Source organism: Rhodococcus sp. OK519 (assembly GCF_003051005.1).
Lineage (GTDB): Bacteria > Actinomycetota > Actinomycetes > Mycobacteriales > Mycobacteriaceae > Prescottella.
Genome location: NZ_QAOW01000003.1, coordinates 420,204 through 434,266, shown reverse-complemented (window position 1 = coordinate 434,266; position 14,063 = coordinate 420,204). Strand labels below are relative to the sequence as shown.

Genomic DNA, 14,063 nt, shown 5'->3' with positions numbered 1-14,063 from the left:
TGCACGGTTGGAGCACTCTGTCAAGCCCTAAGATCAGGTAACGACGCCCCTGACCTGCGCTGTTGATGGGACGATCGTTTGGTCACGTGTTAAACTCGAAAGATCGAAAGGGGCACGGGACAGATGATTTTCAAGGTCGGAGACACCGTCGTATACCCCCATCACGGAGCGGCGTTGATCGAGGCGATCGAAACCCGCACCATCAAGGGTGAGCAGAAGGAATACCTCGTTCTCAAGGTCGCGCAGGGTGATCTCACCGTTCGCGTTCCTGCGGATAACGCCGAGTACGTGGGTGTTCGTGACGTGGTCGGCCAGGAGGGTCTCGACAAGGTGTTCCAGGTGCTTCGTGCGCCGCACACCGAGGAGCCTACGAACTGGTCTCGCCGTTACAAGGCAAATCTGGAGAAGTTGGCCTCGGGTGATGTGAACAAGGTCGCAGAGGTCGTACGTGATCTGTGGCGACGCGAGCAGGATCGTGGCCTGTCCGCCGGTGAGAAGCGGATGCTGGCCAAGGCTCGACAGATCCTCGTGGGTGAGCTCGCCCTGGCGGAGGGCACCGACGCCGCCAAGGCAGACATCATCCTCGATGAGGTCCTGGCCGCAGCGTCCTGACAGTGAGTGACAACAGGGGGCCGGTCGTAGCACTGGTCCCTGCGGCCGGGCGCGGAGTCCGGCTGGGCGAGTCCGTACCGAAGGCGTTCGTCGAGCTGGGCGGGCGCAGCATGCTGCGCCGTGCTGTCGACGGACTCCTCGGTTCGGGCGCCGTGGACGCGGTCATCGTGATCGTGCCGGACGACCTCGTCGAGGCCGCCCGAGCCGAGCTGCCCGACGAGGTTCTCGTCGTCGTGGGTGGCGAGGAACGCGCCGATTCGGTTCGGGCGGGACTCGCCGCGGCCTCGGATGCGGAACTGGTGCTGGTGCACGACGCCGCCCGCGCGTTGACCCCGCCGTCGCTGATCGCGAGGGTCGTTGCGGAACTGCACGCCGGTCGGGCCGCCGTCGTTCCGGTGCTGCCGGTGAGCGACACCATCAAGACCGTCGACGTGCTCGGCACGGTGACGGGCACTCCGCCGCGTTCGGAGTTGCGGGCCGTCCAGACGCCGCAGGGTTTCGATGCAGACCTCCTCCGTCGCGCCTACCAGGACGTCAACGGTGATGCGACCGACGACGCCGGACTGGTCGAGCGGCTGGGTGAGCGGGTGCGCACCATCGTCGGCGAACCCGAGGCATTCAAGATCACGACACCGTGGGATCTCGCCCTGGCCAGGGTTCTGCTCGGGCAGGCCGGATCCGAGTAAGGAGTTCCCAGCGTGCGAGTCGGAATCGGCACCGATGTCCATCCGATCGAGAAGGGGCGTCCGTGCTGGATGGCGGGGCTTCTGTTCGAGGAGACCGACGGCTGCGCCGGGCACTCGGACGGCGACGTCGCGGCCCACGCACTGTGTGATTCGCTCCTGTCTGCGGCGGGATTGGGCGATCTGGGCTCGGTGTTCGGAACCGGGCGGCCCGAATGGGACGGCGTATCCGGCGTGCGGATGCTCGCCGAGGTCCGGCGACTGCTCGGCGATGCCGGTTACGTGGTCGGCAATGCGTCGGTGCAGGTCATCGGCAATCGGCCCAAAATCGGTCCGCGTCGCGAAGAAGCCCAGCGGGTGCTCGGCGACGTCCTCGGAGCGCCGGTGTCGGTGTCGGCGACGACCACCGACGGCCTCGGGCTCACCGGCCGCGGCGAAGGCATAGCTGCGGTGGCGACCGCGCTGATCATCCCCGCTGATGGCGCCCGGTAGAATCGCTCGTCGTGACCCTGCGCCTATACGACACCGTGACACGGGCTCCGCGTGACTTCGTCCCGCTGACCCCCGGACATGCCTCGGTGTACCTGTGTGGCGCCACCGTGCAGGGCGAACCCCACATCGGACACGTCCGCAGCGGCGTCGCCTTCGATGTGCTGCGGCGCTGGCTGCTGGCGCACGACTACGACGTCGCGTTCGTGCGGAATGTCACCGACATCGACGACAAGATCCTGAACAAGGCCGCCGAGGCCGGCCGGCCGTGGTGGGAGTGGGCCGCGACGTTCGAGCGATCGTTCGACTGGGCGTACCAGCAGCTCGGTGTGCTGCCGCCGTCCGTGGAACCGCGCGCGACCGGGCATGTCACGCAGATGGTCGAGATGATGCAGCGGCTCATCGACAACGGGCACGCGTACGCATCCGGTGGCGATGTCTACTTCGACGTTCGTAGTTTCCCCGAGTACGGCCGGCTGTCCGGGCACAAGCTCGACGACGTCCACCAGGGCGAGAGCGTCGGTGCGGGCAAGCGGGATCCGCGGGACTTCACTCTGTGGAAGGCGGCCAAGCCGGGTGAGCCGTCGTGGCCCACTCCGTGGGGCCCGGGCCGCCCGGGTTGGCATCTCGAATGCTCGGCGATGGCCGTGTTCTACCTCGGACAGGCATTCGACATTCATTGTGGCGGACTGGATCTGGTCTTCCCGCACCACGAGAACGAGATCGCGCAGGCCAAGTGCGCGGGCGACGACTTCGCGCAGTACTGGCTGCACAACGGCTGGGTCACCAAGTCGGGCGAGAAGATGTCGAAGTCGCTCGGCAACGTACTTTCCGTGCCGAACGTTCTGAAAATCGTTCGACCGCAGGAACTTCGGTATTACCTCGGCAGCGCCCACTACCGGTCGATGCTCGAGTACTCCGAGGAGGCGCTACAGGAGGCTGCGGCAGGATTCCGGCGGTGCGAGTCGTTCGTGATGCGCACGGTCGAGCGGGCCGGTGATGTTCAGGTCGGCAAGTGGACCGAGGAGTTCGCGGCCGCGCTCGACGACGATCTCAACGTGCCCGCGGCGCTCGCGGAGATTCACGGGCGGGTACGCGAGGGCAATATCGCGCTCGAGTCCGGGGATGCCGACGGCGCGCGGGCGCTCGCCGGTCAGGTCCGTGCGATGCTCGGCATCCTGGGGGTGGACCCGCTGGATCAGCAGTGGGCCGCCGCTTCGGACAACACTGCAGCCATGGGCGCACTCGATGTGCTCGTGCAGGCGGAACTCGACCGGCGCCAGCAGGCGCGGGCCGAAAAGAACTGGGCGGTGGCCGACGAGGTTCGCGACCGGTTGGCTGCGGCCGGCATCGAGGTCACGGACACCGCTAACGGGGCCGCATGGGCCCTCAAGCAAGCTTCTAACGAATCGGGACAGTGATGGCTGGTAATTCGAGCAGGCGCGGCGCGATCCGCAAGGATGGCACCAAGAAGGGCCAGGTCAGCGGATCCGGTGGCAAGCACCGCCGTGGTCTCGCGGGCCGTGGCGCGACGCCCCCCGCCGAGGAGCGCACCAAGCATCCCGCGGCGAAGCGTGCGCGGGCTGCGGCCAAAGCTGCCGATCAGCGCGCCACCGGTGGTGGGCGTGCCGGCGGCGGGCGTACCGGTGGCGGCCGGGGCCCGGTGACCCGCAAGTCCGACGACGGTCCGGAGATGGTGCTGGGACGCAACCCGGTCGTCGAGTGCCTGCGTGCCGGCGTGCCGGCGACCGCGCTGTACGTCGCGGTGGGCGCCGAGAGCGACGACCGGCTGAAGGAATCCGTGCAGCGCGCGGCCGACGCGGGGATCTCGATCCTCGAGGTTCCGCGCAGCGACCTGGACCGCATGAGCGCCAACGGACTGCACCAGGGCATCGGCCTGCAGGTGCCGCCGTACAAGTACGCGCATCCGGACGATCTGCTCACGGCGGCCCGTACCCGTCAGGAGCCCGCACTGCTGGTGGCCCTCGACAACATCACCGATCCGCGTAATCTCGGCGCCGTCGTGCGTTCGGTGGCGGCGTTCGGTGGTCACGGCGTGGTGATCCCGCAGCGTCGCAGCGCCAGCGTTTCGGCTGTCGCATGGCGCACCAGTGCCGGTGCCGCGGCCCGTCTGCCCGTCGCTCGCGCGACGAATCTGACGCGCACGCTGAAGGATTGGCAGTCCAAGGGTGTTCAGGTCGTCGGCCTCGACGCCGGCGGCGACACCACCCTCGACAACTACGAGGGCACCGGCCCCGTCGTGGTCGTCGTCGGTTCCGAGGGCAAGGGCCTCTCGCGTCTGGTCCGCGAGACGTGCGATTCGATCCTCAGCATCCCGATGTCCGGTGAGGTGGAGTCGCTCAACGCGTCCGTTGCCGCGGGCGTCGTGCTCTCCGAGATCGCGCGCCAGCGCCGCGGCTGACTGCTCGCGGGGTCACTGAACCCGACGAAATCTGATCCGGCATCCCGGTCGCAGCTGAGCTGCGGCCGGGATGTCGTCTTCGAGGACGACGGCGATCACCGGGTACCCGCCGGTCACGGGATGGTCGGCCAGGAACAGCACGGGCATGCCGTTGGGCGGCACCTGCAGCGCACCTCTCACCATGCCCTCGCTCGGCAACTCGCCCTGGCGGCCGCGGTGCAGCGGTCCTGGACCGTCCAGACGGGCCCCGACGCGGTCGGTGTCGGTGCTGACCGTCCACGTCCGCTCCACGAGGGCGGAATGCGAGGCCGGCGTGAACCAGTCGTCACGCGGCCCCATTCGGATCCGCAGTTCGACCGGATCGGTGGCCGGCGCGGGTGGCGGGATGAGGTCCTCCGCGGGTAGATCGGCGCTTGGACAGCCGACGGGCAGTCGGTCCCCGTCCCGGAGCGGGTCGGGCCCGATCCCCGAGAGGGTGTCCGTCGAGCGGCTGCCCAGGACGGGCGAAACGTCGATGCCGCCGCGCACCGCGAGGTAGGCGCGCAGACCGGTCGGCGCGACCCCGAGCGCGACCTCGTCGCCGTCGCGGACATGGAGCGTCGAGTACCGCGGTCGGGGTGCACCGTTCACGAGGAGCGGCGTCGGCGCCCCGGTGACGGCGATGGTGGCGGATCCGTGGGCGCGCACCCGCAGGCCCCCGAGTGTCACCTCGAGCGTGGCGGCGCCGGGATCATTGCCGACGAGGCGGTTGGCACCGTCGTGGGCCACTACGTCGGCGGCACCCGAGATCCCGACGCCGAGTGCCGCGTGCCCGGGCCGCCCGCGGTCCTGGACGGTGGTGCGCGCGCCGGCGCGCAGGACTTCGAGCCATGCCATGCGTCGATTGTCGCCCATCGTCGTCGGCGCTCACTACGATCGATCGATGCTGACGGCTGCGTTGTACGGTCTGGGAACGGCCCTGCCGTTGCTGTTCGGCGCGTGGGTGGGTCTGCACTACAACCTCCCCAAGCCGCTGTTGGCCGCGCTCATGGCGTTCGGTGCGGGCACGATGGTGGCGGCGGTGTCGTCGGAACTGTTCGCGCCGGCGTTCGCGATCGAGGGTGTGTGGGTTGCCGGCACGGCACTGCTGGCGGGTGCGCTCGTGTACGTCGTGGCGGACCATCTCATCGAGAACAGACTGGGACCGGCCGCGCTGGGCTGGGCGTTGATGCTGGGGTCGCTGCTCGACGGCATTCCCGAGAACACCGCGCTCGGCGTCTCGCTCATGGAGGGCGGGGGAGTGGTGCTGCTGGTGGCGGTCGCGGTCGGCAACGTCCCCGAGTCCGTCGCGGGCGCCGCGTCGATGCGGGGGCAACCCGGCTTCGATTCGAAGCGCGCGTTCGGGGTGTGGGCCGTCACCGCCGCGGTCCTGGTGCTCGTCGTCATCGCCGCGAACGCGGTCTCCGACACCGTCTCCGTCGGCGGCATCGCCGTCATTCAGGCGTTTGCGGGTGGCGCAACCATTGCGGTGCTTGCTGACTCGCTCATGCCCGAGGCGTACCGCGAGGGCGGTTGGTGGGTGGGGCTGTCCACCGCGCTCGGCTTCCTCGTCGCCTTCGCCCTCGGCGCCTGACCCGCGTTTTGCGTACTTGTCGCGAAATTTCGGGCGCCGGACGCGCGATAAGTGCGCAAAACGCGGGTTCAGGAAGTGGAAGTGGGAGTGGAAGTGATCTGGCCCGACGACCAGCGGGCGGTGGGGGCGAAGAGGCCGGCCGGATCGTAGGTGAGTCGGGTCGCGACGAGTCGTCGGCGCTGTTCCGGAGTCCACGCCGCAGCGGCCCGGGCCGCGGGTGCGCCGTCAGCCGATCCGGCGAAGTTCAGCAGCGCGCCTCCGGTGCTCCACGGGGCCATCGCCTCGACGACGCTCTCGAGTGCGCCGGGGACGGCGTCGGCGATCGGCGGGGCGAGGATGCCGACGGTGAAGAGCGTGAACGCGGCGTCGCGTCCCGCGACAGCGTTGCGGGCGGTCGCGGCCGCCAGGGCGCCGCCCAGCGCCCGGATCTCGACCAGCATGATCGGCAGACCGGCGGCGGGCCCGGCGATGCCGAGCAGGGCGTCGAGCGCGGGGTCCGGCAACTCCTGCAGGAGGGTCGAGCGTTCCATTCCCGGGATCGGGCCGGTGGGGTCGGCATGGATGGACGCGATCGCGGGGAACATCATCTCGGTCACGGTGTCCAGGATCGGCGCGGTGATCGAGCGCATGGGGGCGAGCAGTTCGGGACCGTTCTCGTCGTCGCCGACGTGGGAGACCCGCACGTGCACGACGGTGCGTCCGCGCAGTGGTTCCGGCAGTTCGGGTAGCGGCGGGAAGTTGACGATCGCGACGGAACTCGACACCGAGTCGGGTGCCGTGCCGATCCAGTCCCGCCAGCGCCGCAGGACGTTCGGGGCGTCGGCGATGTCGTAGAAGACCCCGCCGGCATCGAGGGTCTGGATCGGGAAGAGCCGGAACGTCATTCGGGTGACGATGCCGAACGCGCCGCCGCCGCCGAGCAGTGCCCAGAACAGGTCCGGTTCGACATCGGCCGAGACCCGGCGCTGCCGTCCGTCAGCGGTGACGACGTCCATCGACAGCACGTGGTCGGCGGCGAAGCCGTGCATCCGTGCGATCGGCCCGAGGCCGCCACCGAGCGTGTAGCCGACGACGCCGACGGTGGTCGACGATCCGGCAAGCGCGGCCAGGCCGTGCGGGGCCGCCGCGTCGAGTACCTCCTGCCAGCGGACGCCGGCTTCGACGGTGGCGGTGCGGCCGTCGCGGTCGATCGTCACTCCGTCGAGCAGGGCGGTGTCGATCAGGATGCTGTTCTCGGGTGCCGGGGCGGCGCCGTGCCCGGTGGCCTGAACCGCGATCGTCAGGCTGAGTTCGCCGGCGATCTTCACGGTGGCGGCGACGTCGTCGGCACGGGACACGACGACGACGGCGGCACTGCGGTGCACGGTTGCAGCGTTGAACCCGGCGGCGGAGAGACGGTAGCCGTCCTCACCCGGGCTGTACACGGCGCCTGCGACGGCGTTGCCGAGTCGTTCGGCGAGGGACGATTCCGACAGCGCAGTGTGCTGAGGGTTGGTCATCGAATCTCCTCGGATCGGGTTTTCGAACCGCGCGGTGTTTTCGCGCCCGTTTGTCCCCCGACAATGGAAGATTCTCGCCCGACAGCGCCGGGCGTCGTTCGGAATCGGCCTATTTCGTTGCTGTTCGGGCGATTCCGGGTCGACTACACGGCTCAGCCGTCGACCGTGCGGAAGGTGACGACGGTGCCCGGCTGCAACAGCGCCGGCGGGTCGCGGTCGACGTCCCACATCGGTTCGGTCGTAGTTCCGATCAGCTGCCAGCCCCCGGGGGAACTGCGCGGATAGATGCCGGAGAACTCTCCCGCCAGTCCGAGGGCGCCGACCGGGACGGAGGTGCGGGGCGACGAGCGTCGGGGGACGTGCAGGCGAGTGTCCTCACCGACGAGGTATCCGAAGCCGGGGCTGAAGCCGACGAAGGCGACCGTCCACGCCTGCCCGGTGTGCGCGGCGATCACACCGTCGGGACCGAGGCCGGTGAGTTCGCCGACCTCGTCGAGGTCCGGCCCGTCGTAGCGGACGGGGATCTCGACGGTTGCGGTTGCGGTTGCGGTTGCGGTTGCGGTGGCGGGCAGCGCGTGCGCGGTGATCGGGGCGGTCGACCGCACCCAGGCGGCGACGATGTCGGGCCGGGTCCCGCGGAACTGCACGAGGACAGTCCGTGCGGCGGGAACGAGGTCCACGACAGCGGGATGCCGGTGGGCGGTCATCGCGCGGTAGTGCGCGAGTGTCGCGTCGAGCCCGTCGAATTCGATCAGCAGCGCGCGGTCGCCGGCGTCGAGGATGCGCATCACACGAAAGGTTTCACGTGGATCTTCTCGGCATCCAGCAGCTTTCGGATCGCTGCGGCCATCGCAACCGCGGCGGGAGTGTCGCCATGGACGCAGATCGTCTCCGCCGGCACTGCGATTCGGGAACCGTCGACGGCTTCGATCGTGCCGGCGGTGACCAATTGCAGTACCCGCGCCGCGACGACGTCGGGGTCGTCCACGACGGCGCCCGGTTCGGTGCGGGGGACCAGGGTGCCGGTGGGCGTGTACGCGCGGTCGGCGAACGCCTCGGTGACGGTGCGCAATCCGGCCTCGTCCGCCTCCTCGAGGAAGACCGATCCAGGCAGACCGAGGACCGGCAGTGCAGGGTTCACCGCGAGCACAGCAGCTACGACGGCCCGGGCCTGGTCGCGGTGGTGGACGATCGCGTTGTACAGCGCGCCGTGCGGTTTGACGTAGGTGACCGCGGATCCGGCGGCGCGGGCCAGGGCGTCGAGCGCACCGATCTGATAGATCACGTCGGCCGTCAGGTCACTCGCGGTGATGTCGATGAAGCGACGACCGAATCCGGCGAGATCGCGGTAGCCCACCTGCGCCCCGATCCGGACGTTGCGGTCGGCCGCGTCCCGGCACGTGCGCAGCAGTGTCGCGGGATCGCCGGCGTGGAACCCGCCCGCAACGTTCGCACTGGTGACGAGGTCGAGCATCGCCGCGTCGTCGCCGAGGGTCCACGCACCGAAGCTCTCGCCGAGGTCGCTGTTGAGATCGATCATTCCCACACGTCGATCCTAGTTCCGGTGCCGCCGTCGTAGCCGCGTACGGCCGGCCTGGCTACCGTGTGGCGGGCCGCACCGTGAGGATCTGCGACGACGTTCCGATCGGACCCCGCACGTCACTGACAACGCTGTGGGTCAGCCCGATCCCGGAGGCGCCGAAGCTGACGTTCGTGTCGAAACCCACCCACTCGCCGTGAGGCATCGCGAACAGGTGGACGGTGAGGTCGAGATTGGGGAAGGCCACCTCGGTCGGACTGACCCGGGTGGACATGCCGTTTGCGATGTCGAGCAACCCGGCGGTTCGGGCGACGGCGCTCACCTGTTCGTCGGCGACGAGCGCGACCGGGGTGCGTACCCAGAACGAGGCGCGTCCGGGCTCGAGGTGCGCACGGCGGACGTCGGCGGATTCGATGAATCCACCCGGCCACACGGTCGTCGCGTCCCACGACGGCATGTCGTCGGGTGCGGCGATGGTGGGGAAGGGGGTGCCGTGGAACGGTTGGGTTTCGAAGGACTGCATCAGCCAGGCCCGCACCACTACGGCGACTCGGCCGTCGTGGCTGAGAGTGGCTTCGACCAATTCGATCGTGCGACCGGCGCGCAGAATCCGAACGGATGCTTCCACGACACCGATCGGCAGGGTTCCGAGGATGTCGTAGGACAGTCGGCCGATGGCAGGGGAGTCGTCGCGGCGTCGATCGCGGTCGGTTTCGATTGCATGTGCCAGCAGACCGAGCGCCGGTGCGATGTGCTGCTCCGCGGTATTCCAGGCGCCGCCGGTGTGGCTGCTCGCGAGGAATGTCGTCTCGGAAAGTCGCTCGAAGTAGTGGATCGTTCTCTCCCTACGAATTCGGTGCCTGCATGCGGTTCGGCACCGAATCCAGGGTGGCGGCGGACCAAGGCACCCCGATCGGGGATGCCTGCGGTCGACTTTCAGGCGTGGAGGTGCTCTCCGGCCGGCACGACGACGCGCCCCGCAGACCGCCGTCGCGATGCGCCGATCGCGCGGCACACCAGGTAGATCACGAACGAGATCGTGGTGACGAAGGTCGACACCGGGACGCCCGGGGCGAGGGAGAGCAGGATGCCGCCGACGGCGGCGAGTTCGGCGAACAGCACGGCCAGCACCGTCGCCTTCAGTGGGTTGGCGGTGACGTGCCCGGCGGCGGCAGCCGGCGTGATGAGCAGTGCCATGACGAGCAGGGCGCCCACGATCTGCACGCCCAGTGCGGCGGTGATGCCGACGAGGACGGCGAACACGATCGACAGGCCGCGCACCGGCACGCCGCGCGCCGCGGCGACGTCGGGGTCGGTGCTCGCGAACAGCAGCGGGCGGTAGATGACCGACAGGGTGCCGAGTACGACTACGGCGCAGCCGAACAGCAGCGCCAGACCCGAGTTGCCGGGCGCGACGATCTGTCCGACCAGCAGCGAGAAGCTGGTGCCGGTGCGGCCGTCGTAGGCCCACAGGAACAGCACCGACAGGCCCAGGCCGAACGCCATGATGACGCCGATCACCGAATCACGTTCGCGTGCTTTCGTTCCCAGTAGCCCGAACAGGACGGCCGCGACGACGGATCCGACGACTGCACCGATGCCGACGCCGACACCGATGAGCAGTGCGGCCGACGCGCCGGTCAGTGACAGCTCCGACGTCCCGTGGACGGCGAACGACATCTGCCGGCTCACGATCAGCGGGCCGATCACACCGGCGAGCAGTCCGAGGATTGCGCCGGCGATGAGGGCCTGCTGGACGAAGTCGTACCGCAACAGGTCCGCGGTCGCGGAGAAGTCGAACATGTGTGACATCGCGTCGGTGAACTTGTTGCTCATGCGTGGTCCTCGGTGTGGTGGACGCCCTCGCCGGGGCGCGGACCGCTGCCGCTGCCGAGCGCGTCGATGGCGTCGCCGGTGCCGACGACCACGAGGCGTCCGCGCACGTGCAGCACCTCGACGTCGGTGCGGTAGAGCGCGGACAGCACCTCGGAGGTCATTACCTCCTGCGGCGTTCCGATCTGGAACTTGCCGTCGACGAGGTAGAGCACGCGGTCGACCAGCGGCAGGATCGGGTTGATCTCGTGGGTGACGAACAGGACCGCGGTGTCGTGGTCGCGGCGTCGGCGGTCGATCAGTTCGGAGACGCGGTGCTGGTTGGCGAGATCGAGACTCAGTAGCGGCTCGTCGCACAGCAACACCTTGGGGTCGCCGACGAGCGCCTGTGCGATTCGCAGCCGCTGCTGCTCGCCGCCGGACATGGAGCCGATCGGGGCGTCCGCGTACGCCTGCGCGCCCACCTGTGCGATGGCCGAGTCGACGATCGCGCGGCGCTTGGCGCGACCGAGCAGGCCGGTGCCCCAACGATGCCCGTCGACACCGAGGCCGACGAGGTCGCGTCCGCGCAGCGGCAGTCCTTCGTCGAGGGACTTCTGCTGCGGCACGTACCCGACGTGTGAGTTGCCGGCCTGGGCCGGGGTGCCGGCGATCCGGACGGTGCCGGACGTCGGCGCGAGCTGACCGAGCAGGACCTTGAGCAGCGACGTCTTGCCGGAGCCGTTGGGGCCCAGGACGGCGATGAATTCGCCCTGCTCGACGGCCAGGTTCAGTTCGGACCAGAGCGTGCGCTCGCCGAAGGACAGGCAGGCGTCGCGCAGTTCGACGGCGGGCGGTGCGGCGGTCACGAGACGCCGTTCAGGGCCGCCGCGAGTGCTCGCGCCGTCTCCGTCTGCCACTGCACGAAGTCCATGCCCTCGGGCAGGGTCTCGGTGACCTCGACGACGGGAACACCGGCGTTCTCGGCGGTCTCACGGATGTTCTCGGTGACCTTGTCCACGGTCTGCGAGTTGTAGACGAGGACGAGTACCTTCTTGTCCGCCAGCAGTTCACGCGTCTGGGCGATGGACGCGGGCGACGGGTCGGTGCCGTTCTCGATCGCACCGGTGAACGCCGGGGGAGTGAGGTCCTTCAGCGTCGCGGCCTGGAGCAAGTAGTGCGCGATCGGTTCGGTCTGGGCGATGGGCGCGTCGTGATGCGCGGCCGCGATCGAGGCCGTCGTCTCCGATACTTGGCGTAGCCGGCTGCGGAAGGTCTCGGCGTTGCGGAGGTAGGTGTCGGCGCCCTCGGGGTCGAGCTTGCCGAGTTCCGCGGCGATCGCATTCGCCGTGGCATCGACGGTGGGGATGTCGTACCAGACGTGCTCGTTGATCGACCCGTGCGAGTGGCCCGCGTGCTCCTCGGCGGACTCGGTGGCGTGCGTGCCGGTGCGCTCCTCGTACAGATCGAACGCGTCGACGGTCGGCTTCGGCCCGGTGGACTCGAGGACGTCCTCGACGAACTGGTCGTAGCCGCCACCGTTGAGCACGACGAGGGACGCGTCCGTGATCTTTGCGGCGTCGGAAGGGCTCGCCTCGTAGGAATGCGGATCGGCGGAGGGCTCGTTGACGATCGAGGTGACCTCGAGGCGGTCGCCTGCGACGGCCTGCGCGACGCTGCCCCACACGTTGGTGGATGTGACGACGCGGATCTGGCCGTCGGATCCGGGGTTGCTGCCGCACGCCGTGAGGGCGACTGCTGCGAGGGCAGCGCCGAGGGCTGCCGCTGCGGTTCGTGAGGCACGGAACCTTCGGGGCATGCGCACTTCGTCTCTCCTGATCACGACCGGGCCGATGGCCGACCTGCTGTCGGGACCGACCGTTATTGGTAACGGTTTCCGTTTACACATTAGCGGAACTGTGCAGGTCTTATCGGTCCGGGGCGGGATCCAGTTCGCCGTTCGCCCCCCGAACCGCTACCGTCCCGTTATGCCAAGGTCTCGACAGCCACGTCGTCAAGCCACTCTGGCGTCGCTCGCCGCCGAGCTGAAGGTCTCGCGGACGACCGTCTCCAATGCGTACAACCGCCCCGATCAGCTGTCGGCCGAACTGCGCGAGCGTGTACTCCAGGCCGCCAAGCGCCGGGGCTACCCCGGCCCCGATCCGGTTGCTCGGTCGTTGCGCACCCGTCGGGCCGGGGCCGTGGGTCTGCTGCTGACCGAGGCGCTCAGCTACTCGTTCCGTGACCCTGCCGCGATGAGCTTCCTCGCGGGCCTCGCCGAATCGTGCGAGTCCGCCGGGCAGGGTCTGCTACTCATCCCGGCCGGGCCCGGGCGCAACGACGTCGAGGCGGCAGCTGTGGTGCAGCAGGCCGGCGTCGACGGCTTCGTCGTGTACTCCGTCGCAGACGACGACCCCTATCTGGCTGCGGTGCGGGAGCGGCACCTGCCGACCGTCATCTGCGACCAGCCGCGGGAGATGTCCGGCGCCTCGCTCGTCGGGATCGACGACCGCGCCGCGATGCGGAAGGTTGCCGACTTTCTGATCTCACTGGGCCACAGGGAGATCGGCGTGCTGTGCATGCGACTCGGTCGTGACCGCTCCGACAGGGTGGTCGACGGCGATCGGCTGCACGCTCCCAACTTCCACGTCCAGCGCGAGCGCATCGCCGGTGTCCGGGACGCGATGTCCGACGCCGGCCTGAACCCGTCGTCGCTCACCGTCGTCGAGCGCTTCGAGCACACCACGCAGGCCGGGCACGCCGCGGCCGCGCATGCGCTCGCAGTGAACCCGCGCATCACCGCGCTACTGTGCACCACCGACGTTCTCGCGCTCGGAGCCCTCGACTGGGCGCGCTGCGAGGGTGTCGACGTTCCCGGCCGACTGTCGATCACCGGTTTCGACGGGATCGAGGATGCGCTTCGCGAGGGTCTGACCACCGTCCTCCAGCCCCAGGAGGACAAGGGTCGACGGGCCGGCGCACTGCTGATGTCCCGGTCCGATTCCGGCGTCACGACGGTCGAGATGCTCGAGACCGAACTGGTGCGCGGGCACACCGCGGCCTCCCCTCCCGAGCCGTAGCGATCTCGGGACCGAACCGACTGGGGTGCAACAGGTCCCCGCGGTAGCGAGGAGGCCCACCGGAACCGGCGCCCGGCAGGGGATCGTCGGATTCTGTTGGGGCGCTAGCTGCCCAGCGATCCGACTGCCTGAGCGAGGTAGATCCCGACCATCTGGACACCCTGCCCCAGTTCAGTCGAACCGAGCAGCTGTAGCCCTCCCCCTAGAATGCCGAAGAACTGTCCCACGAAGTCGCCTGAACCCACTGTTGCATCCTCCTTCGGTGAACCCTCGGCAGTTCGATGCGAGGGGACCGCCGGGCCTGCGTAAGAGGG

At 69.2% G+C, this 14,063-nt stretch carries 16 protein-coding genes; 7 read left to right on the top strand and 9 right to left on the bottom strand.

Annotation, left to right across the window (positions count from 1 at the left end; all coding sequences use genetic code 11):
• The first annotated feature begins 123 nt into the window (after window positions 1-123).
• The 5 genes from carD to rlmB are packed head-to-tail and all read left to right on the top strand — an operon-like array spanning window position 124 to window position 4,206.
• A complete protein-coding gene (gene carD, locus C8K36_RS12020; RefSeq protein ID WP_107984697.1) occupies window positions 124-612 on the top strand; it encodes an RNA polymerase-binding transcription factor CarD in 489 nt (162 codons plus the stop codon).
• 2 nt (window positions 613-614) lie between these two features.
• Window positions 615-1,298, top strand: coding sequence for a 2-C-methyl-D-erythritol 4-phosphate cytidylyltransferase (ispD, locus tag C8K36_RS12015; RefSeq protein ID WP_107984696.1), 684 nt, complete (start codon window positions 615-617; stop codon window positions 1,296-1,298).
• A gap of 12 nt (window positions 1,299-1,310) precedes the next feature.
• Entirely contained in the window at window positions 1,311-1,787 is a 477-nt protein-coding gene (gene ispF / locus C8K36_RS12010) for a 2-C-methyl-D-erythritol 2,4-cyclodiphosphate synthase (RefSeq protein WP_107984695.1), read from the top strand.
• Window positions 1,788-1,798: 11 nt separating this feature from the next.
• Window positions 1,799-3,205, top strand: a complete 1,407-nt coding sequence (gene cysS / locus C8K36_RS12005) for a cysteine--tRNA ligase (RefSeq protein WP_107984694.1) — start codon at window positions 1,799-1,801, stop codon at window positions 3,203-3,205.
• Complete coding sequence (rlmB, locus tag C8K36_RS12000; protein ID WP_107984693.1) at window positions 3,205-4,206, top strand: 23S rRNA (guanosine(2251)-2'-O)-methyltransferase RlmB; 1,002 nt, start codon at window positions 3,205-3,207, stop codon at window positions 4,204-4,206. The genes cysS and rlmB overlap by 1 nt, the downstream gene beginning before the upstream one ends.
• A gap of 12 nt (window positions 4,207-4,218) precedes the next feature.
• Here the strand turns inward: rlmB and C8K36_RS11995 are convergent, their stop codons facing one another.
• Window positions 4,219-5,082: a biotin-dependent carboxyltransferase family protein gene (locus C8K36_RS11995; protein WP_181319516.1), complete on the bottom strand. Its 864-nt coding sequence runs from the start codon at window positions 5,080-5,082 to the stop codon at window positions 4,219-4,221.
• A gap of 46 nt (window positions 5,083-5,128) precedes the next feature.
• Here C8K36_RS11995 and C8K36_RS11990 point away from each other — a divergent pair, with 46 nt between their 5' ends.
• Window positions 5,129-5,818 carry a ZIP family metal transporter gene (locus C8K36_RS11990; protein WP_107984814.1) on the top strand — a complete coding sequence of 230 codons (690 nt, stop codon included), beginning with the start codon at window positions 5,129-5,131 and terminating at the stop codon, window positions 5,816-5,818.
• Between the two features lie 68 nt (window positions 5,819-5,886).
• On the opposite strand, the gene C8K36_RS11985 is transcribed toward C8K36_RS11990, so the two are convergent.
• From C8K36_RS11985 to C8K36_RS11955, 7 genes are all read right to left on the bottom strand, one after another.
• Window positions 5,887-7,317 carry an FAD-binding oxidoreductase gene (locus tag C8K36_RS11985; RefSeq protein ID WP_107984691.1) on the bottom strand — a complete coding sequence of 477 codons (1,431 nt, stop codon included), beginning with the start codon at window positions 7,315-7,317 and terminating at the stop codon, window positions 5,887-5,889.
• A gap of 152 nt (window positions 7,318-7,469) precedes the next feature.
• Window positions 7,470-8,105: a 5-oxoprolinase subunit B family protein gene (locus C8K36_RS11980; protein WP_107984690.1), complete on the bottom strand. Its 636-nt coding sequence runs from the start codon at window positions 8,103-8,105 to the stop codon at window positions 7,470-7,472.
• On the bottom strand, window positions 8,105-8,863 hold the full coding sequence (locus C8K36_RS11975; protein ID WP_107984689.1) for a LamB/YcsF family protein: 759 nt from the start codon (window positions 8,861-8,863) through the stop codon (window positions 8,105-8,107). Before C8K36_RS11975 ends, C8K36_RS11980 begins: the two co-directional genes overlap by 1 nt.
• Window positions 8,864-8,915: 52 nt before the next feature.
• A complete protein-coding gene (locus C8K36_RS11970) occupies window positions 8,916-9,692 on the bottom strand; it encodes a thioesterase family protein (protein WP_107984813.1) in 777 nt (258 codons plus the stop codon).
• Window positions 9,693-9,793: 101 nt separating this feature from the next.
• Window positions 9,794-10,693, bottom strand: coding sequence for a metal ABC transporter permease (locus C8K36_RS11965; RefSeq protein ID WP_107984688.1), 900 nt, complete (start codon window positions 10,691-10,693; stop codon window positions 9,794-9,796).
• The gene (locus C8K36_RS11960; RefSeq protein ID WP_107984687.1) at window positions 10,690-11,538 is read right to left on the bottom strand and encodes a metal ABC transporter ATP-binding protein; all 849 of its coding nucleotides are present in this window, start codon (window positions 11,536-11,538) and stop codon (window positions 10,690-10,692) included. Before C8K36_RS11960 ends, C8K36_RS11965 begins: the two co-directional genes overlap by 4 nt.
• The gene (locus tag C8K36_RS11955; protein ID WP_107984686.1) at window positions 11,535-12,488 is read right to left on the bottom strand and encodes a metal ABC transporter solute-binding protein, Zn/Mn family; all 954 of its coding nucleotides are present in this window, start codon (window positions 12,486-12,488) and stop codon (window positions 11,535-11,537) included. Before C8K36_RS11955 ends, C8K36_RS11960 begins: the two co-directional genes overlap by 4 nt.
• A gap of 169 nt (window positions 12,489-12,657) precedes the next feature.
• Here C8K36_RS11955 and C8K36_RS11950 point away from each other — a divergent pair, with 169 nt between their 5' ends.
• Window positions 12,658-13,749 (top strand): LacI family DNA-binding transcriptional regulator, encoded by a 1,092-nt coding sequence (locus tag C8K36_RS11950; protein ID WP_107984685.1) that lies wholly within the window; start codon window positions 12,658-12,660, stop codon window positions 13,747-13,749.
• Between the two features lie 104 nt (window positions 13,750-13,853).
• Here C8K36_RS11950 and C8K36_RS24810 read toward each other — a convergent pair whose 3' ends face one another.
• The gene (locus C8K36_RS24810; protein ID WP_181319515.1) at window positions 13,854-13,994 is read right to left on the bottom strand and encodes a hypothetical protein; all 141 of its coding nucleotides are present in this window, start codon (window positions 13,992-13,994) and stop codon (window positions 13,854-13,856) included.
• Window positions 13,995-14,063: the final 69 nt, after the last annotated feature.

What these genes read in the sequence shown, in the direction of transcription:
- C8K36_RS11995 (WP_181319516.1), bottom strand. Translation starts at nt 5,082, where the DNA reads ATGGCATGGCTCGAAGTCCTGCGCGCCGGCGCGCGCACCACCGTCCAG.
- C8K36_RS11955 (WP_107984686.1), bottom strand. Translation starts at nt 12,488, where the DNA reads ATGCCCCGAAGGTTCCGTGCCTCACGAACCGCAGCGGCAGCCCTCGGC.
- carD (WP_107984697.1), top strand. Translation starts at nt 124, where the DNA reads ATGATTTTCAAGGTCGGAGACACCGTCGTATACCCCCATCACGGAGCG.
- C8K36_RS11985 (WP_107984691.1), bottom strand. Translation starts at nt 7,317, where the DNA reads ATGACCAACCCTCAGCACACTGCGCTGTCGGAATCGTCCCTCGCCGAA.
- rlmB (WP_107984693.1), top strand. Translation starts at nt 3,205, where the DNA reads ATGGCTGGTAATTCGAGCAGGCGCGGCGCGATCCGCAAGGATGGCACC.
- C8K36_RS11965 (WP_107984688.1), bottom strand. Translation starts at nt 10,693, where the DNA reads ATGAGCAACAAGTTCACCGACGCGATGTCACACATGTTCGACTTCTCC.
- C8K36_RS11980 (WP_107984690.1), bottom strand. Translation starts at nt 8,105, where the DNA reads ATGCGCATCCTCGACGCCGGCGACCGCGCGCTGCTGATCGAATTCGAC.
- C8K36_RS11990 (WP_107984814.1), top strand. Translation starts at nt 5,129, where the DNA reads ATGCTGACGGCTGCGTTGTACGGTCTGGGAACGGCCCTGCCGTTGCTG.
- C8K36_RS11950 (WP_107984685.1), top strand. Translation starts at nt 12,658, where the DNA reads ATGCCAAGGTCTCGACAGCCACGTCGTCAAGCCACTCTGGCGTCGCTC.